Origin of the sequence: Curtobacterium sp. MCSS17_006, assembly GCF_003234215.1 — a bacterium.
GTDB lineage: Bacteria > Actinomycetota > Actinomycetes > Actinomycetales > Microbacteriaceae > Curtobacterium > Curtobacterium flaccumfaciens.
This window is the reverse complement of the sequence record NZ_QKSO01000021.1, coordinates 1-17,271: the sequence shown is the minus strand read 5'-3', so window position 1 is coordinate 17,271 and position 17,271 is coordinate 1. Positions and strand designations below refer to the sequence as shown.

At 70.9% G+C, this 17,271-nt stretch carries 19 protein-coding genes; 10 read left to right on the top strand and 9 right to left on the bottom strand.

Translation table 11 applies throughout. The annotated features are described in order from the left end of the window. Nucleotide 1 precedes the first annotated feature (1 nt). Entirely contained in the window at nucleotides 2-568 is a 567-nt protein-coding gene (locus DEJ21_RS16835; RefSeq protein ID WP_111225377.1) for a TetR/AcrR family transcriptional regulator, read from the bottom strand. Between the two features lie 78 nt (nucleotides 569-646). Between DEJ21_RS16835 and DEJ21_RS16830 the strand changes: the two genes are divergently transcribed. The 8 genes from DEJ21_RS16830 to DEJ21_RS16795 all read left to right on the top strand — a co-directional run bounded on the left by DEJ21_RS16830 (nucleotide 647) and on the right by DEJ21_RS16795 (nucleotide 7,760). Further along, nucleotides 647-1,582, top strand: a complete 936-nt coding sequence (locus DEJ21_RS16830; protein ID WP_111225376.1) for a ketopantoate reductase family protein — start codon at nucleotides 647-649, stop codon at nucleotides 1,580-1,582. A 116-nt stretch (nucleotides 1,583-1,698) separates the two neighbouring features. Then, the gene (locus tag DEJ21_RS16825) at nucleotides 1,699-2,871 is read left to right on the top strand and encodes an ROK family transcriptional regulator (protein ID WP_111046552.1); all 1,173 of its coding nucleotides are present in this window, start codon (nucleotides 1,699-1,701) and stop codon (nucleotides 2,869-2,871) included. 206 nt (nucleotides 2,872-3,077) lie between these two features. After that, nucleotides 3,078-4,193 (top strand): sugar ABC transporter substrate-binding protein, encoded by a 1,116-nt coding sequence (locus DEJ21_RS16820; RefSeq protein ID WP_111033134.1) that lies wholly within the window; start codon nucleotides 3,078-3,080, stop codon nucleotides 4,191-4,193. Between the two features lie 129 nt (nucleotides 4,194-4,322). Next, the gene (locus tag DEJ21_RS16815) at nucleotides 4,323-5,087 is read left to right on the top strand and encodes an ATP-binding cassette domain-containing protein (protein WP_111038920.1); all 765 of its coding nucleotides are present in this window, start codon (nucleotides 4,323-4,325) and stop codon (nucleotides 5,085-5,087) included. Next, nucleotides 5,084-6,352 (top strand): sugar ABC transporter permease, encoded by a 1,269-nt coding sequence (locus tag DEJ21_RS16810; RefSeq protein ID WP_071404281.1) that lies wholly within the window; start codon nucleotides 5,084-5,086, stop codon nucleotides 6,350-6,352. Before DEJ21_RS16815 ends, DEJ21_RS16810 begins: the two co-directional genes overlap by 4 nt. A gap of 135 nt (nucleotides 6,353-6,487) precedes the next feature. Beyond that, the gene (locus tag DEJ21_RS16805) at nucleotides 6,488-7,102 is read left to right on the top strand and encodes a TetR/AcrR family transcriptional regulator (RefSeq protein WP_111225375.1); all 615 of its coding nucleotides are present in this window, start codon (nucleotides 6,488-6,490) and stop codon (nucleotides 7,100-7,102) included. Further along, nucleotides 7,099-7,446: a multidrug efflux SMR transporter gene (locus DEJ21_RS16800; protein WP_111225374.1), complete on the top strand. Its 348-nt coding sequence runs from the start codon at nucleotides 7,099-7,101 to the stop codon at nucleotides 7,444-7,446. The genes DEJ21_RS16805 and DEJ21_RS16800 overlap by 4 nt, the downstream gene beginning before the upstream one ends. Further along, entirely contained in the window at nucleotides 7,446-7,760 is a 315-nt protein-coding gene (locus DEJ21_RS16795; RefSeq protein ID WP_111225373.1) for a multidrug efflux SMR transporter, read from the top strand. The genes DEJ21_RS16800 and DEJ21_RS16795 overlap by 1 nt, the downstream gene beginning before the upstream one ends. Nucleotides 7,761-7,784: 24 nt before the next feature. On the opposite strand, the gene DEJ21_RS16790 is transcribed toward DEJ21_RS16795, so the two are convergent. The 5 genes from DEJ21_RS16790 to DEJ21_RS16770 form a co-directional block, all read right to left on the bottom strand. After that, a complete protein-coding gene (locus DEJ21_RS16790; protein WP_152377666.1) occupies nucleotides 7,785-8,792 on the bottom strand; it encodes an SPFH domain-containing protein in 1,008 nt (335 codons plus the stop codon). A 217-nt stretch (nucleotides 8,793-9,009) separates the two neighbouring features. Beyond that, entirely contained in the window at nucleotides 9,010-9,843 is an 834-nt protein-coding gene (locus DEJ21_RS16785; protein WP_181435945.1) for an acyl-CoA thioester hydrolase/BAAT C-terminal domain-containing protein, read from the bottom strand. 22 nt (nucleotides 9,844-9,865) lie between these two features. Continuing rightward, nucleotides 9,866-10,234 carry an SdpI family protein gene (locus DEJ21_RS16780; protein ID WP_111225370.1) on the bottom strand — a complete coding sequence of 123 codons (369 nt, stop codon included), beginning with the start codon at nucleotides 10,232-10,234 and terminating at the stop codon, nucleotides 9,866-9,868. 50 nt (nucleotides 10,235-10,284) lie between these two features. After that, a complete protein-coding gene (locus tag DEJ21_RS16775) occupies nucleotides 10,285-10,887 on the bottom strand; it encodes a hypothetical protein (RefSeq protein WP_146247828.1) in 603 nt (200 codons plus the stop codon). Next, entirely contained in the window at nucleotides 10,884-11,750 is an 867-nt protein-coding gene (locus tag DEJ21_RS16770) for an SMP-30/gluconolactonase/LRE family protein (RefSeq protein WP_181435944.1), read from the bottom strand. Before DEJ21_RS16770 ends, DEJ21_RS16775 begins: the two co-directional genes overlap by 4 nt. Nucleotides 11,751-11,807: 57 nt before the next feature. Between DEJ21_RS16770 and DEJ21_RS16765 the strand changes: the two genes are divergently transcribed. After that, entirely contained in the window at nucleotides 11,808-12,839 is a 1,032-nt protein-coding gene (locus DEJ21_RS16765) for an LLM class flavin-dependent oxidoreductase (RefSeq protein WP_111225367.1), read from the top strand. A gap of 101 nt (nucleotides 12,840-12,940) precedes the next feature. Here the strand turns inward: DEJ21_RS16765 and DEJ21_RS16760 are convergent, their stop codons facing one another. The 3 genes from DEJ21_RS16760 to DEJ21_RS16750 all read right to left on the bottom strand — a co-directional run bounded on the left by DEJ21_RS16760 (nucleotide 12,941) and on the right by DEJ21_RS16750 (nucleotide 15,521). Further along, entirely contained in the window at nucleotides 12,941-14,155 is a 1,215-nt protein-coding gene (locus DEJ21_RS16760) for a glycosyl transferase (protein WP_027464806.1), read from the bottom strand. Further along, nucleotides 14,152-14,964, bottom strand: a complete 813-nt coding sequence (locus DEJ21_RS16755; protein WP_111225396.1) for a mannosyl-3-phosphoglycerate phosphatase — start codon at nucleotides 14,962-14,964, stop codon at nucleotides 14,152-14,154. Before DEJ21_RS16755 ends, DEJ21_RS16760 begins: the two co-directional genes overlap by 4 nt. Before the next feature lie 170 nt (nucleotides 14,965-15,134). Further along, nucleotides 15,135-15,521, bottom strand: coding sequence for a MerR family transcriptional regulator (locus DEJ21_RS16750; RefSeq protein WP_111024475.1), 387 nt, complete (start codon nucleotides 15,519-15,521; stop codon nucleotides 15,135-15,137). Nucleotides 15,522-15,733: 212 nt separating this feature from the next. Here DEJ21_RS16750 and DEJ21_RS16745 point away from each other — a divergent pair, with 212 nt between their 5' ends. After that, the gene (locus DEJ21_RS16745; RefSeq protein ID WP_111225366.1) at nucleotides 15,734-17,251 is read left to right on the top strand and encodes a SulP family inorganic anion transporter; all 1,518 of its coding nucleotides are present in this window, start codon (nucleotides 15,734-15,736) and stop codon (nucleotides 17,249-17,251) included. Nucleotides 17,252-17,271 lie beyond the last annotated feature (20 nt).

The window sequence follows — 17,271 nt, the reverse complement described above, 5'->3', positions numbered from 1 at the left end:
ATCAGCCGGCCCGGAGTCCTCGGGAGATCAGGTCGGCGGCAGCACGGGCTTCCGTCGCCCACCCGGGGCGATCGATCCCGGCCCCGATGCCGTGCAGCAGCATGAGCACCGTCCCGGGGGCGACGTCGGACCGGATGGTCCCGTCAGCGGCCGCGCGCGCCAGCAGCTCGGCGAGCGTCCGCTTCAGGTCTCCCCCGCCCTCGGCCTGCGTGGTGGCGTCGACGACGGCGGCGAGGGTGCGCGCGAGCCCCGCGTGGTCGACCACGTACTCCACGAACCCGTGCAGGAAGTCGTCGAGGCTCTCGGCCGCGGGTCGCGTCGAGTCACGAGCACGGCGGCAGAGGACGTCGACCTCACCCCGGTAGACCGCAGCCGCCAGCGCTTCGCGTGTCGGGAAGTGTCGGTAGAGGGTGCCGACGCCGACTCCCGCGCGTGCGGCGAAGTCGTCGAACCGGAGCTGCTCGTCACGCTCGAACGCCGTTCGGGCAGCGGCCACGATCGCGTCGCGCTTCCGACGAGCATCGGCGCGCATCGGCTTCTCGGCAGGCAGGGGTTCCTCGACCGGCACGGGCGCTCCTTGACAAGTGGAAACAATCTCCATATCTTCCAAGTGGAGATCGTCTCCAGACTAGCGGACAGGTGCCTGATGCGGATCCTCATGCTCGGACGGGGCGTCATCGCCACGATCTACGGCCAGGCCTTCCAGCACTCCGGGCACCAGGTTGACCACCTGGTGCGGCCGGGGCGTGCTGCCGAGTACGGCGACAGCGTGCAGACCGACGTCATCGACGGCCGCCGCGGACCCCTGGGGCAGCGGACCCGATCGACGTCGCCGACGAGACTGGTCGAGTCGATCGACACGGACGACGCCTACGACCTCGTCGTCCTCAGCGTCGGCCACCACCGACTGCAGGAGGCCGTCGCCACCCTGGCACCCCACATCGGCGACGCCACGGTGCTGGTCCTCGGCAACGTGTGGGACGAACCCCTCGCCGCGGTCGCACCGCTCGCCGCGGACCGGGTGCTGTTCGGGTTCCCGGGAGCCGGCGGCGGGTTCGACGCCGACGGGGTCCTGCACGGTGCCGTCCTCCGTTCGGTCCGGCTCGGGACGACCGGCACGGCTCCGGACCGGCGGGAGCTGGTGCGGTCGGTGTTCCAGCGGGCGGGGTTCACCGTGCAGGACGAGGACGACATCCGCGGATGGCTGTGGCTGCACTTCGTGCTCGACGCCGGCATGTTCGCACAGGCCCTGCAGAGCGGTGGCCTGGCGACGATGGTCGGGGATCGGCAGGCGCTCCGCGAGGCGTTCCTGATCGGTCGGGAACTCCTGCCGGTCCTGGAGGCACGGGGCGTCGACCTCTCCCGACACCGCTCCACGACCCTGCCCGTCCGACTGCCGGGGACGACGGCAACGCTCGTCGCCGCGGCCACGGCGCTCGTCCCGATCGCGCGGGCGAGCCTCGCCGCGCACGACGACCCGACCGCCGCCGAACCCCTGGCGGTCCTCGAGGACGTCCGGCGCACCGCCGCCACCCTGGGCATCCCGACCCCGCGCCTCGACCGGGCGGCGCGACGCGTCTGACGACCGGTGCGGGCCGTGGACGCGACCACCCACGGACTGGAGGCACGGTGCCAGCTGGCACCGTGCCTCCAGTCCGTCACGGCGAGCGTTCCGGACCCGCCCGTTACGCTGTCCCCGTGTCAGAGCCGCGCCGCAGTCCGGGGAACCAAGCTTCACTGCGTGAAGCCAACCGGGGCCGGGTCGTCAGCGCGGTGAAGCGGCACGGCGGTCTGACGCAGGTCGAGCTCGCCGGGGTGACCGGGCTCTCCCCCGCGACCGTCTCGAACATCGTCAAGGAACTCGTCGCGACCGGTGCCCTGCACGCGACGCCGAGCACCTCGAGCGGCCGGCGGGCGCTCCGCGTGACCCTGCCGCACGGCCTCGGGCTGGTCGCCGGGGTGCACGTCTCGCCGCGGCACCTGCGGCTCGCACTGTCGGACCTGAACGGCGCCGTCCTCGCCGAGCGGCACATGCCCCTGGCCCGTGACCACCGCGCCGACGCCGAGCTCGACAAGACCGCGCTGCTCGTGCTGGACATGGTGGAGTCGATCGAGTCGTCGATGGACGAGGTGCTCGCCGTCGGCTTGGCCGTGGCCGCCCCGATCGACGCCCGCACGGGGATGACGGCGCGTGGCGGGATCCTGCGTGGTTGGGACGGCATCGCGCTCGGCCAGTCGCTCGCCCGGCGGATGGACAAGCCCGTGCAGGTCGACAACTCGGCCAACCTCGCCGCCCTGGCCGAACACCGGAGCGGGGCGGCCCGCGGCCGCGACACCGTGGTGACGCTCGACGTCGGCAACGGCATCGGTGCCGGACTCGTGCTGGGCGGGCACCTGTTCCGTGGGCACCACGGCATCGCCGGCGAGTTCGGGCACACCCCCGTCCTGCCGAACGGGCCCCTGTGCCGGTGCGGCAACCGCGGGTGCCTCGAGGCGATCGCCGGCGCACCCGCCGTGCTCGAGGGCGTCCGCGACGAGGTCGGCACCCTGAAGCTGGCGGACCTGATCCTGCGCGCGATGGGCGGCGACCAGGTCTGCATGCGCGCCGTGGCCGACGCCGGGCGGGCGATCGGCTCGGCGGCGGTGGGCCTGTGCAACGTCCTCGACCCCGAGCGGGTGGTGGTCACGGGCGAGTTCGCGCGTGCCGGGGAACTCCTGCTCGGCCCGATGCGGCAGGCCCTCGAGTCGTCGTTGATCGTCGACGTGGACGGCACGCCGGACGTGGTGCAGGGGCAGCTCGGCGAGAAGGCCTCGGTGACCGGCGCGCTGGCCCTGGCGATCGAAGCCGTGGACGTGACGCGCGCACGCTAGGCGGAGACGCGCCGGGCCGTGCCGGCCGGGGCGCCCCGTGCAGGCCGGGGCGCTCCGCGCTGCGCCGGCCGTGCCGCTCCGCGCCCTCCGGATAACGTTTTCGTCACGGCGCGCGGTCCTTGCGTTCAACTCTTGCAGCCAAGAACGCTCGCTGTCACACTCAGGGCACCGCCGATGGGGGCGGTCCACTGTTGGAGGACGTTTCAATGAAGAAATCCACCACACGAGCGATGCTGGGCGTCAGCGCCCTGCTGCTCGCGATCACCACCCTGGCGGGCTGTTCCAACGGCGCGGACGCCGGGACCGGTTCCGGCGGAGGCGGCGGCGACGCGTCGAAAGCCAAGATCGGCCTGCTCCTGCCCGACTCCGTCACCGCCCGCTACGCCAGCGCCGACCGTCCGCTCTTCACCGCCGAGGTGAAGAAGCAGTGCAGCGGCTGCTCGGTCATCTACGCGAACGCCGACGGCGACGCGTCGAAGCAGCTGCAGCAGGCCCAGTCGATGCTCACGCAGGGCGTCAAGGTCCTGGTCCTCGACCCGTTCGACGGCGAGGCCGCAGCGTCCATCGTCCAGCAGGCGAAGGCCAAGAAGGTGCCGGTGATCTCCTACGACCGGCTCATCAACAGCCCCGACCTGAGCTACTACATCTCGTTCGACAACGAGAAGGTCGGTGAGCTGCAGGGCCAGGCACTCGTCGACGCCCTCAAGGCGAAGAAGGTCCCGGAGGGCTCGGGCATCATCATGGTGAACGGCTCCCCCACCGACAACAACGCCTCGCAGTTCAAGAAGGGCGCCCACTCGGTCATCGACGACAGCGGCTACAAGGTGCTCGCCGAGTACGACACCCCCGGATGGGACCCCGCGAAGGCGCAGGACTGGGCAGCCGGCCAGATCAGCAAGCTCGGCAAGGACAAGATCACCGGCGTCTACGCGGCGAACGACGACACCGGCGGCGGCGTCATCGCGGCCCTGAAGTCGGCCGGCGTCACCGAGCTCCCGCCCGTCACCGGGCAGGACGCCTCGCTCGCGGGCATCCAGCGGATCCTCGCCGGCGAGCAGTACATGACCGTCTACAAGGCCTTCAAGCCCGAGGCGTCGAAGGCCGCCGACCTGGCGATCCAGTTCGCCAAGGGTGAGACCCCGAAGGGCGACACCACCGTCGACACCGCCGGCGGCGCCAGCGTCCAGTCGACCCTGCTCGACCCGGTCGCCGTCACCACGGACAACGTCCAGTCGACGGTGGTCAAAGACGGCCTGTACGAGGTGTCGAAGATCTGCACCGCGCAGTACAAGGCAGCCTGCGACAGCGCCGGCATCAAGTAGGTCCGACCCCCTCTGCCCGCCCGGTCCGACTGCGGACCGGGCGGGCCTCACCGATCGAGGACGACACCCGTGAGCACGACACCCGTGAGCAACGCGTCACCAGCAGCACACCCCTCCGCCGACCCGGTGATGTCCCTGCGCGGGATCACCAAGCGGTTCGGCGCCGTCCAGGCCCTCAGCGACATCGACTTCGACGTCTACCCGGGCGAGGTGGTCGCCATCGTCGGCGACAACGGCGCCGGCAAGTCGACGTTCGTCAAGATCCTCGCCGGGGTCTACACGCCGGACGGCGGCACGATCACCTTCGGCGGCGACGAGGTCACCGTCCCGAACCCCGCCGCGGCCCAGACCCTCGGCATCGCCACGGTGTTCCAGGACCTCGCCCTCGCCGACAACCTCGACGTGGTCTCGAACCTGTTCCTCGGGCGCGAGATCGCCCACCCGTTCCTCGACGAGGAGGAGATGGAGCGCCGATCGTGGGAGCTCCTCCAGCAGCTCGCCGCCCGGATCCCCTCGGTGCGGATCCCGATCGCGTCGCTGTCCGGTGGCCAGCGACAGACCGTGGCGATCGCCCGCTCGCTGATCGGTGACCCGCAGGTGGTCGTCCTCGACGAGCCCACCGCAGCACTCGGCGTCGCACAGACCGCCGAGGTCCTGAACCTCGTCGAACGCCTGCGCGAGCGCGGACTCGGCGTCGTCCTCATCAGCCACAACCTCGCGGACGTGCAGGCCGTCGCCGACCGGGTCGCGGTCCTTCGGCTGGGGCGGAACAACGGCACGTTCCGCATCGACGACGTCTCCTACGAGGAGATCATCGCGGCCATCACCGGCGCCACCGACAACGCCGTCACCCGTCGCGCCGCCGCCCGCACCGAGCAGGAGACCAGCGCATGAGCAAGACCGACGAGACCCTCACCGCAGCGACCCCGACCCCCTCGGCGGCGGACCTGCAGGACGAGCGGCTCCTGCGCGACCAGGGGATCGGCGGCGCGGCGAAGGCGTTCGTCCGCCGGGTGCGCGGCGGTGACATCGGCTCGCTGCCGGTGGTCGTCGGGCTCATCGTCATCTGGGCGGTGTTCCAGGCGCTCTCCCCCGACTTCCTGTCCCCGGGCAACCTGGTCAACCTCGCCCTGCAGTGCGCCGCGGTCGGCACCATCGCGATCGGCATCGTCCTCGTGCTGCTGCTCGGCGAGATCGACCTGTCCGTCGGCAGCGTCAGCGGGCTCTCCGCCGCGATCCTCGGTCAGGGCCTCACGACGCTCGGCTGGCCGCTGTGGCTCGTGCTCACCGTCGCCCTGGCCGTCGGTGCCGCCGCCGGGCTGCTCTACGGCCTGCTGTTCACTCGCTTCGGGGTGCCGAGCTTCGTCATCACGCTCGCCGGCCTGCTCGGGTTCCTCGGGCTGCAGCTGCTCATCCTCGGCCCGAACGGCTCGATCAACCTGCCGTACGACTCCCCGATCGTGCAGTTCGCGTCGGCGTCGTACCTGCCGCCGTGGCTCGCGTACCTGCTCGCCGTCCTGGCCGCCGGAGGACTCTTCTTCACCGAGATCCGACGCGCTGCCCGCCGCCGCCGTGCCGGGCTGTCGACCGGGGCGATGTCGCTGACCATCGTGAAGGCCGTCGCCCTGTTCCTCGGCCTCGCGCTCATGGTCTGGTACCTGTCGCGCGACTTCGGCACCGGCACCTCGTTCGTGTTCTTCATCGTGCTGGTCGTGCTGATGAACTTCGTGCTGAAGCGCACCCGCTGGGGGCGCTCGGTCTTCGCGGTCGGCGGCAACGTCGAGGCCGCACGGCGCTCCGGCATCCGGGTGAACCGCATCTACATCTCGGTGTTCATGCTGACCTCGCTCTTCGCCACCGTCGGCGGCATCCTCGCCGCCGCCCGCCTCAACTCGGCGAGCCTGTCGTCCGGCGCCGGTGACACGAACCTCAACGCGATCGCCGCAGCCGTCATCGGCGGGACCAGCCTGTTCGGTGGCCGTGGCAGCGCCTGGTCGGCACTGCTCGGCATCATCGTGATCCAGTCGATCTCGAACGGGCTCACCCTGCTGAGCCTCGACTCGTCGATCCGCTACATGATCACCGGCGCGGTCCTGCTGCTGGCCGTCATCATCGACTCGCTCTCGCGGCGCAGCCGCGCCAGTCACGGCGCGGCCTGAGCGGGGCCCTGGACCCCGCAACGCGGACGGACGGGAGGCACAGTGCCAGCTGGCACCGTGCCTCCCGTCCGTCTGTCCCTGACAGTTCACTGCTCGACTTGGCCAGATGGCCAAGTCGAGCAGTACGGTCGATCCATGACCCTCCACCAAGAGCACCGCAGCATCGAGGAGCGGCGGCAGCAACTCGTCGACGCCGCGATCACCGTCCTGCGCGACGGCGGGATCGCCGCGCTCACGACGCGCGCCGTCACCACGGCCGCCGGACTGCCGCACGGCGCGTTCCACTACTGCTTCGCATCGAAGTCGGCGCTGTTCCGGGCGGTGCTCGAACGGCAGCTGCGCGGTGCCATGGCGGCCGCGTTCGCGACGCCGAGCACACGGCTCGACCCACGGGCGCGGATCGCCGCCGGCCTGACGGCGCACCTCGGACGGACCCGGAGCGACCCGGCGACCGCGCTCGCCCTCGTCGAACTCGTCACGCACTCCCGTCGCGATGCCGACCTGGCAGAGCTCGCCGCGTGGGAACAAGGTGCGTACCTCGAGGCCGTCCGCGTCCACGTCGACGCTTGGTCGGACGAGGACGGGATCACGTGGGTGGTACCCGTCGAGCAGGTCGCACGTCTGCTCATCGCGACCGCCGACGGCGTCAGCGGGTCGTGGCTCGCGGACCGCGACGACACCGCCGCTTCCGAGACCGTCGCCACGGCGGCTCGGGCGATCGCCAGCCTCGTCGGCGGAGGTGCCTCGTGAAGTGGCTCTTCCTCGGGATCGCGATCGTCGCCGAGGTCACGGGTGCCCTGTCGATGCAGGCGGCCGTCGAGCAACCCGCCTGGTACGCCGTCGTCGCTGTCGGGTACGTCACCGCCTTCGTCATGCTCATCCGGGTGCTCCGGAGCGGCATGGCCGTCGGGGTCGCCTACGGCATCTGGGGAGCGTCCGGGGTCGCGCTGACCGCGGTGCTGGCCGCCGTCCTGTTCGGGCAGGCCCTGACCCTCACGATGATCGTCGGGATCGCGCTCATCGCGGTGGGCGTGCTCCTGGTCGAGATCGGGTCCCAGCGGGCGCTCGCACGTCGCGAGCAGGAGGCCCGCTGATGGGGTGGGTCCTGCTCGCGATCGCGATCGTCACCGAGGTCGGCGCGACGATCAGCCTCAAGCTCGCGACGGACGGGAAACGCGTCTGGTACGTCGCCGTCGTCGCCGGGTACCTCATCGCCTTCAGCCTGCTCGCCGTGGCGTTGACGCTCGGCCTGCCGATCGGGGTCGCCTACGGCATCTGGGCCGCGACGGGCGTCGCCCTGACCGCGATCCTCGGACGGGTGCTCTTCCGCGAACCGCTCACGGCGCTCATGCTCGGCGGGATCGCGCTGATCATCGTCGGCGTGTTCCTGGTCGAACTCGGGCACTGAGCGCCGTGCAGGGGCCCGACGCCGTCACTTGCTCTTCGAACCCGAGGTCCCCGGCAGGCTGAGGATGTTGTCGGTGCCCTGCGGCACGACGATCAGCGAGCCGTTGTCGCCGGCGCTCTTGAGCGCCTCGATCTCGCGCTGCTTGAGCGCGGCGTCGGACAGCGGGTGCTCGTTGAGGACCTCGTTGGCGTCGGCCTGACCCTGCGCCTCGGCGACCTGCTGCTGCGCCTGCACCTTCTTCGCATCCAGGAGCGCGCGCTCCTTCGTGACCTGGATCTGCGCCTGCTGCGCCGTGGCGTACGCGTCGATGACCGACTTCGGCGGGGTGATCTCCTGCAGCGCGAAGTTGTCGACGTGCACGCCCGAGCCCTTCCACCGCGTCTCGAGCGCCTGGATCATCGCCTTCTCGACGGTGCCGCGCTTGGTGATGAGCTCGATGGTGGTGAAGTCGTTCGGCACCTGGCGGACGACGCTGCGCACTGAGTTGCCGATGAACTGCGTCTTGAAGTTCTCCTCGGTCTTGTACGACCGGTAGATGTCGGTGACCGACTTCGCGTCGATGCTGTACTGCAGGTTCAGACTGACGTTCGACGAGACGCCGTCCTGGTCCTGCACCGTGACGTACGGGCCGGAGCGGACGTTGCCGTTGTTGTCCGAGTCGGAGCCGTTCACCGCGTTGATGTAGGTGACGGTCTGGTTCCGGATGTTGAACGTGTGGAGCGTGGCCCACGGTGCCTTGAAGTGGAACCCGGAGTCCGTGGTCTGCCCGACGATGTTGCCGGAGATGTCCACCTGCACCTTCGACTCGCCCGTGTCCTGCGCGTACAAGGTGCTGCCGAGCGTGAGCCCGACGAACAGGACGCCCGCGGCTGCTGCCGTCCACGTCGCGATGAGGTTCGGGCGGCGGGTCGGGACGGCGGGACGTGCCTCGCGGCCGGGTGTGGCCGGGCGTGCGGGGGTGGAGTAGGTGCGTGTTCGGAAGAAGAGCGCGACGAGCGCGATGACGAGGAAGACGATGGCGGCGACGAACATGACGATCACTCCTGGATGCTTGTCCGTTGAGTCTGCCGTACCGGGAGGGGTGCGGGTGACGCGGGTGCGCGTGGTGGCGGGCGGTGCGTGCGGCCGTGTCGCCCCGGTCGCTTGGCGCCGGTTCCGTCTGGTGCGAGGTTGCACACGTGGTGCGAGCTCGGATGCCTCGCACCACGTGTGCAACCTCGCACCGCGCGGCGACGAAGAGCCCCTTCGGTCAGCTCGATGAACGGATGCGGTCCTGGACGAGGGCACCACGGATCGCCTCGAGTGCCACCACTCCGAGCGCAGCATCGGCGGCGGCGGTACCGCCGCGCACCATCGCGGTCCCTCCGGCCACGACCGGCTCGGTGGGCAGAGCTGCCCGGTGCCCTGCGTCCCGATGGATGACCACGGTCGTGGTGTGCCCGGCCGCGGTCCGCCGAGCTGCGATGCGGCGAGCGCTCTGGGCGCTCGGCCAGACCTGGTCGTCCTCTCCGGCGATCAGGACGAGCTGCGGTATCCGCTCGACGGGTACCGCCGCTGCCCGAACCCGGTCCGGGGCAGCTTCGTACGAGTGTTCGTAGAGCGATCGGAAGCGCGGCGGTTCTTCCCGCCGCCAGGTGTCCCACGCCAACGGCACGTGCGGCAGTGGCGAGCCGTCGAGGGTCCAGTGCGATCGTTCCACGCCCTCGTCGTCCGGCCAGGGCCACACCACGTCGGTGGGCGCGAACGCGATGACACCCGCGACCGAGGGGCGGAGGGCGCCGAGGACCAGCGCGGCCTCGGCCCCGAGGGACGTCCCGACGAGCCAGACCCGATCGCAGGTCCGCTCGAGATCGTCGATACGGGCGAGGAACAGCTCGAGGGGGACGGACCACGGTCCCGGTTGCTGGCCGGATCCCCCGAACCACCGGATCGATTCAGCGACGTGCCCGAGTTCCGCGAAGACCCGCGCGCGGTCCTCGTCGATCCGCCCGCTCGACCCCGCGAGCACCAGGACGCCGGTCCCCGATCCGCGGGAAGGGACGAACCGAACACCTTCTGGGTCGCTGAGCCCGATTCGCTGCACGGGACCAGCATGGCCGCTCCGATCAATCGTCGCGAGGAACGCTGTTCGCAGCACGGGACGCCGACACCGCACCGACGACGAGCGCCGCCAGCGTGGTCGCCAGGGACAGCCCGAGCAGCACCACGGAGAGCACCGGGATGAGCTGAGCCGGAACGGACACGATCGCCACGACCGCGGCGCCGATGAGCAACGGCCGCATGACCCGGCGGGCGGCCCGGTGTCCGGCGTGCCAGGCCGCGTCGCTCCGCATGAGCGACGGCAGTCGGATACCCGCTGCGCGGTTCCGTCCCAGGCCGTCTGCAGCGATCGACGCGATGCCCCAGATCGCCGCGTCGACGATGAGCAGGAGCACGGCGCAGCCGATCGCGGACCACCAGCCCGGACTGTCCATCACGGCCTCCCCGCACCACGCTAACGCGCGTGGAGGCGGCGCGCGCGAGGTCAGGAGACGGGCGCGCCTGCCGAATCGATCTCGGCCAGGATCCGGTCGCGCCGCCGCTTCTCGATCATCGACAAGACGGTGACGAACGCTGCAGCGCAGACGATGAGCACGACGAACAGCCAGCGCCACGGACCCAGCGTGGCGAGTGCGGACCCCGCCAGGCCGAGGAGGCCGAGGCCCATACCGATGAGCGCCGGGATCGCCATCCGCGTCGACCGTCGCTGCCACGCGAGCAGCGCCCGCACGAGCGGCATGGTCTCGGGCGTCATCGCGGCCCGCCCACTGAACTGCCGGGTCACGGACTTGCGGTCCGCAGGGCTGAGCGCGCCGAGCGGCCGTTCGGGCGTGTCGACGAGGTAGGGCAGCAGCCTGCGGTGCCCTCGAGCGCGGACCCAGGCGGTCACCGCCACGACCGCTCCGGCGACGGCGAGGAGGAACCAGACCAGCATGCTGAGCCGCAAGGCGGCGGGGGCAGTGGCGGCCACCCAGAGGACCGACAGCGCGGCGAGTCCCGCCTGCTGCGACATGACGACCACCGTCGGCCCGTGCTCGACCAGGTACTCGGCACGACGCGTCGCCTCGGCGAGGTCGCTCGGGTTCACCACCCGGGAACCTCGACCCGGACCGAGCTGATCCGACCGGCGCGCGTCGTCGCCGTCACGGCCGGGTCGTAGCTGTCGGCGGTCGCCAGGTAGAGGGTGCGACCATCCTCGCCACCGAGCGCACAGTCGATCGCGCAGTCCCCGGGTGCATCGATACGGTCCGTCACCTCGCCCCCCTCGACGACCCGCAGGAACTCCCCCGTGTCGACCGAGCAGACCCAGACCGCGCCGTCACGGTCGACGGTGCTGCCGTCCGGGGTCACACCGCCGGGCAGGGCTGCCCACTCGCGACGCCCGGTCAGCGAACCGTCGTCCTCGATGTCGAACGCGGTGAGCCGGCCGCCCCACGTCTCGCTGACGACCAGGGTCCGGGTGCCGGGTAGGATGTTGGCGCTGTTCGGGAACACCAGGCCTTCCGCGGCGAGCCGGACGGAGCCGTCGGGGTCGATCACGTAGAGCGGGCCGGGGCGTAGTTCCTCGCCCGCGTACAGGTCGTAGCCGAAGGCGCCGATGTAGGTCCGGCCGGTCTGGGCATCGACGACCAGGTCGTTCACGAGCGACGACTCGATCGTGGACAGGTCGGCGAACACCGAGGTGCTGCCGTCCGGCTCGACGGCGACGACCCTGCGGGACTCCATCGAGCTGATGATCAACCGCCCGTCGGCGAGCCACCCGAGCCCCGACGACTGCCCGTCGACGGTGGCCTCGAGCCTGGGGCCGTCCGCCGAGGTCGGGTCGACCGAGAACACCTGGCCGGTGTGCATGTCCGAGTACCAGAGCCGCCCGTCGTGCCAGCGGTTCCCCTCCGGGAAACGGATGCCGGAGATGACGATGTCGGTCGCGGAGTCCAGGGTGATGTGCACGGATCCAGCCTGCCATCCGGACCCCCGCACCGCCCGATGGTCTGGCACGATCGACCCATGCCCCACGACGGAACTCCCCTGCACCGGCTCGGCTTCCTGACGATCGGGTCGTTCGACCCCGCCCGACCGTCCGAGGGCCACGAGGACACCCTGCGTGTGATCGAGCGCGCCGAGGCCCTGGGCTTCGACAGCGCCTGGCTGCGCCACCGGCACCTGCAGCACGGCATCTCCTCCCCCGTCGCGGTGCTGGCCGCCGCCTCGCAGCGCACCTCGCGCATCGACCTCGGCACCGCCGTCACCCCGATCGGCGCGGAGAACCCGTTCCGCCTGGCGGAGGACCTCGGCACGGTCGACGTCCTGCTCGGTGGCCGCCTCAACCCGGGGTTCTCGGTCGGCACCCCGATGAACTTCGACCTGTACCGCGACGCGATCTACCCCGACACCCTGGAGCACGAGGACCTCGGCAACGACCGGCTCCTGCGCTTCCGCGACCTGGTGCGCGGTGACCCGGTGACGGCGACCGAGACCGTCGAACGTCGTGGCATCGAGGAGTTCGCGAGCACCGTCCAGCCGCACAGCGCCGGCCTGGCCGACCGGATCTGGTACGGCACCGGCAGCACGAAGTCGGCCGTGTGGGCGGGCGAGAACGGCTTCCACCTGCTCACCTCGAGCGTCACCCGCAGCGAGAACGGCACCGACTTCGCCACGAACCAGCGCGCCCAGATCGACGCCTACCTCGACGTCCACCCCGACCCCGCTGCCGCCCGCGTCTCGCAGGGCCTGGTCGTCATCCCGACCGACACCGCGACGGCCGAGCAAGCGGCCCGCTACCGCGCCTACGTCGACAGCCGCTCGGGTCGCGTCGGCGTGCCGCAGGGCCCTGCCGGGATGCTCTTCGCCGCCGACCTGGTGGGCACGTCCGCCGAGATCGCCGACCGGCTCCGTGCCGACGTCGGCTACCAGGCGGTCACCGAGGTCGCCTTCGCACTCCCGTTCTCGTTCGAGCCCGACGACTACGCGCAGATCATCACGGACATCGCCGAGCGGCTGGGTCCGGAACTCGGTTGGGCGCCGCAGGGCGCAGCCTGAGAACGGCGCCAGACCGACGGACGGGAGGCACGGGGCCAGCTGGCACCGTGCCTCCCGTCCGCCGTTGACTCGCGCCCAGGGCGCGCGCTCTGGGCGCCGGATCAGTCCTGCTGGTCCGCCTCCACCGCGTCACGCAGCCGGTCGAGCACGTCCGGCACCGCTGAGCGCACCCGGCTCCAGCTCGGGATGAACGGCTTGTCGTTCGGCCGCGCCGTGAAGGCGCCGCCGGCGTCGAGGATCGCCTTGGTGAAGAGCTCCACGGCGGCTTCCTCGGCGTGCTGGTCGAACGCGAGCCCGCTCATCTCGGCTTCGTGCCGGTAGACCTCGACGATGTCGAGTGCGTTCCGGTAGTACGTCGCCTTGAGCACCCGGAACGAGTCGGACGTGAGCGGGACGCCCATCGTCGCGAGCTTCCGGAGCAGCGACTGCACGATGTCGTTGCCCATCCGGGCGAGGCCGCCGGTGCCGTCGGCCTCGGCGAGGGGCTGGTGCTTGTGGTCGTACGCGTCGGCGATCTCCACCTGGCACACCTGCCGGGTCGCGTAGTCGCGGTAGACCTCGGAGAGCATGCCGATCTCGAGTCCCCAGTCGCCGGGGATCTTCAGGCCGTTCAGCACGTGGGCGCGCATCGCGAACTCGCCGGACAGCGGGTACCGGAAGCTGCTGAGGTACTCCAGGTACTCGGACTCCCCGTAGACCTGGCGGAGCGAGCGGAGCAGGGGCCCGACGAGCAGCCGTGCGGCGCGGCCGTTGATGCGACCGTCGGCGACGCGGGCGTAGTAGCCCTTCGAGAACTCGTAGTCGAACGCGGGGTTCGCGACCGGGTAGAACAGCCGCGCGAGCATGCCCCGCTCGTAGGTGGTGATGTCGCAGTCGTGCAGGGCGATGCAGTCTGCCCGCTCCGACGCCAGGGCGTACCCGGTGCAGTACCAGACGTTCCGGCCCTTGCCGGGCTCCCCCGGCGCCAGACCAGCACGCTCCAGTTCGGCGTCGAGCTCGCGCAGTCGCGGCCCGTCGTTCCACAGGATCCGGTGCCGCTGCGGCAGCCGCGAGAAGAACTCGCGGGCGTGCTCGAACTGCGAGCGGTCGGCGCGGTCGAGCCCGATCACGATCTCGCTGAGCCAGTCGGCCTCGGCCAGCTCGTCGACGATCCGCGACAGGGCCGGACGCTCGAGCTCGGAGTACAGCGCCGGCAGGATCAGGCTCATCGGGCGCTTCTCGGCGAAGCCCCGCAGGTCCTCTTCGAGACTCGCGGTGCTGCGGCGACCGAGGTCGTGGAACGTCGTGATGACGCCGTTCTGGTGGAAGTCGCTCATCGGTGGCTCCTGACGGACGGGGTGGTGAACCGGGTGAGGCCCTCGGTCCAGCCCTGCGGGCCGGGGGCGGTCGTGCGGTGGACGCGCTCGGGGCGGTCGTCGGCGAGCGGTCCGGGTGCCGGGCCGTGTCCGCGGACCACGACGGCGAAGTCGACGGCGTCGAGCAGCGCGGTGTCGTTCGGGCCGTCACCGAGTCCGATCGTGCGCGGGACCGTGCCCGTCCGGCGATCGTGGTCGGCGATCAACGTCCGGACCGCCGCGCCCTTGTCGCGGCCGGCCGGCAGCACGTGCCAGAACCGGCCGCCGCGCACCAGGTCGAGGCCGACCGCGGCGAGCGCCGCGCGGAACGCGTCCGCCCGGTCGTCGTCCTCGGCGTGCCAGAGCAGGACCTCGGACGCCTCGCGCTGCTGTGCTCGTCCGGCCGCTTCGAGGTCGAGGCCGGTCCACGCGGCGACGACCGCGTCGGTCACGCCGCCGAAGGTCTCGAAGTGCAGCTCCAGTGCCCGACGGACGCGGTCGAGTTCCGCGTGCAGCCGCTCGAGCTCACCGTCGACCGGTCCGACCAGCACGTCGCCCGCCGGCCCGACGACGACCGCGCCGTTCTCCGCCACGAACGCGTGTCCGTCGAGCCCGGTGACTGCCTGCAGCGCCGTGATCTCGGCACGCGTCTTGCTGCTGCAGAACACGACGGGGACGTCGTCCGCCCGCAGCTGTTCCAGCATCGGCAGGGCCGCGTCGAACGAGTAGTCGTGGTGGTCGAGGAACGTCCCGTCGAGGTCCGTGACGATCATCAGGTCGGGTGTTGGCATCGTGCTCCGCTGGCGGCTGGCTGGGCTGCGGGCGACGATGCCCCGGACCACCCTGCCACGCGCATGCGTCGGTTGGGTGAACAAGCCGGCGTCGGTCGCGCGACGCGACCAGCGGACGGACAGGAGGCACGGTGCCAGCTGGCACCGCGCCTCCAGTCCGTCACGGCGTGTCAGTGCGCGCGCAGGATGCCGAGGAACTCGTCGGCCCACTCGAGGTTGCGAGCGAGCTTCGCCCGGCGTTCCTCGGTGTCGACGACGTACGCGTCGAGCTGCGCCTGCAGCCGGTCGCGCTCGGCGCCGTCCGCCACCTGCAGCCCGTCGAGGATGCCGAGGAGCTCGGCCATCTGCTCGAGGGAGTAGCCGAGGGGCTTCATCCGGCGGATGACGAGCAGGCGTTGCAGGTCGTCGTCGGAGTACAGCCGGAAGCCGCCCTCGGTCCGTCCGGTGGGGTGGAGCAGCCCGACGTCGTCGTAGTGCCGCACGGTCCGGATGGAGAGCCCGGTCCGGTCGGCGAGTTCACCGATCCGCATCGTCGATGCTCCTGCCGCGTCCGTCACTGCTGACCCCTTCCGCCCGGTTGCCCGGTCCCGACCGATCGTACCGATGCTTGCGCAGCAACCCTTCCGTTGCGTTAGAGTCGAACACGACCAACTCTTCCGTCGCGGAAGGTTCGGGTCCCTGGCCGCACTCGGTCAGTGCGCGCGATGAAGCGCCCCACGACATTCCCCCGCGGACGCCGAGCGTCCGCATCCCTCACCGAAGGAGAACCGTGACGACCGTCACGCCCGCACCGGCTCCGGTGCACGCAAGCCCCACCGTCCTGTCCGCCCTGCGGAACCCGAAGATCCTGCTCCGCGAGGTCCTCGCCGGCCTCGTCGTGGCCCTCGCACTGATCCCGGAAGCGATCTCGTTCTCGATCATCGCGGGCGTCGATCCCCGCGTCGGGCTGTTCTCGGCGTTCGTGATGGCCGTGGTCATCTCGTTCGTCGGCGGACGTGCCGCGATGATCACCGGCGCCACCGGAGCCATCGCGCTCGTCGTCGCCCCCGTGGTCAAGGAGCACGGCTTGGACTACCTGATCGCCACCGTCATCCTCGGCGGCGTCTTCCAGCTCGTCCTCGGTGGGCTCGGCGCGGCCAAGCTGATGCGCTTCGTGCCGAGGTCGGTGATGGTGGGGTTCGTCAACGCCCTCGCGATCCTGATCTTCACCGCGCAGCTGCCGAACATCATCGGCGTCGACTGGCTCGTCTGGCCGATCGGCGCCGTCGGCATCGCGATCATCGTGCTGCTGCCCCGTGTCACCAAGGCCATCCCGGCACCGCTCGTGGCGATCGTCGTCCTGACGCTCGTCACCGTGCTGGCGTCCATCGCGATCCCCACCGTGGGCGACGAGGGCAAGCTCCCGGACAGCCTCCCGACCCTGTTCATCCCGAACGTCCCGCTGACGCTCGAGACGCTGACGATCATCGCCCCCTACGCCCTCGCCATGGCCCTGGTCGGACTCCTCGAGTCGCTCATGACGGCGAAGCTCGTCGACGAGGTCACCGACACCGGTTCCCGCAAGACCCGCGAAGCCCTCGGGCAGGGGGTGGCGAACATCGCCTCCGGCCTGTTCGGCGGCATGGGCGGCTGCGCGATGATCGGCCAGACGATGATCAACGTCAAGGCCTCCGGCGCCCGTACCCGGATCTCGACGTTCCTGTCCGGGGTCTTCCTGCTGGTCCTCGTCGTCGGGCTCGGCGACGTCGTCGCGATCATCCCGATGGCCGCACTCGTCGCCGTGATGGTCATGGTCTCCGTCGGCACCTTCGACTGGCACAGCATCAAGCCGTCCACACTGCGGCGTATGCCGGTCGGCGAGACCATCGTCATGGTCCTCACCGTCGTGATCGTCGTCGCCACGGACAACCTGGCCATCGGCGTGATCATCGGTGTCATCGCCGCGATGATCGTCTTCGCACGCCGCGTTTCCCACTTCACCACCGTGTCGCGGAGCATCGAGACCCTCCCCACCGGCGAGCAGCACGCGCTCTACACGGTCGAGGGCGAACTCTTCTTCGCGTCGAGCAACGACCTCACCACGCAGTTCGACTACGTCGACGACCCCGACCTGGTCGTCATCGACATGACCGGGTCGCACATCTGGGACGCCTCCACCGTCGCCGCACTCGACGCCATCGAGACGAAGTACCACCAGCACGGCAAGCGCGTCGAGATCGCCGGGCTGAACGACGCCAGCCGTGCCTTCCACGGCCGCCTCGCCGGGAACCTCGGCGCCGGCCACTGACCTCCTGACCCTCCCCCCCC

Coding starts and splice junctions, on each gene's coding strand:
- DEJ21_RS16830 (WP_111225376.1), top strand. CDS start 647: ATGCGGATCCTCATGCTCGGACGGGGCGTCATCGCCACGATCTACGGC.
- DEJ21_RS16820 (WP_111033134.1), top strand. CDS start 3,078: ATGAAGAAATCCACCACACGAGCGATGCTGGGCGTCAGCGCCCTGCTG.
- DEJ21_RS16815 (WP_111038920.1), top strand. CDS start 4,323: ATGTCCCTGCGCGGGATCACCAAGCGGTTCGGCGCCGTCCAGGCCCTC.
- DEJ21_RS16810 (WP_071404281.1), top strand. CDS start 5,084: ATGAGCAAGACCGACGAGACCCTCACCGCAGCGACCCCGACCCCCTCG.
- DEJ21_RS16805 (WP_111225375.1), top strand. CDS start 6,488: ATGACCCTCCACCAAGAGCACCGCAGCATCGAGGAGCGGCGGCAGCAA.
- DEJ21_RS16795 (WP_111225373.1), top strand. CDS start 7,446: ATGGGGTGGGTCCTGCTCGCGATCGCGATCGTCACCGAGGTCGGCGCG.
- DEJ21_RS16790 (WP_152377666.1), bottom strand. CDS start 8,792: ATGTTCGTCGCCGCCATCGTCTTCCTCGTCATCGCGCTCGTCGCGCTC.
- DEJ21_RS16780 (WP_111225370.1), bottom strand. CDS start 10,234: ATGGACAGTCCGGGCTGGTGGTCCGCGATCGGCTGCGCCGTGCTCCTG.
- DEJ21_RS16765 (WP_111225367.1), top strand. CDS start 11,808: ATGCCCCACGACGGAACTCCCCTGCACCGGCTCGGCTTCCTGACGATC.
- DEJ21_RS16760 (WP_027464806.1), bottom strand. CDS start 14,155: ATGAGCGACTTCCACCAGAACGGCGTCATCACGACGTTCCACGACCTC.
- DEJ21_RS16755 (WP_111225396.1), bottom strand. CDS start 14,964: ATGCCAACACCCGACCTGATGATCGTCACGGACCTCGACGGGACGTTC.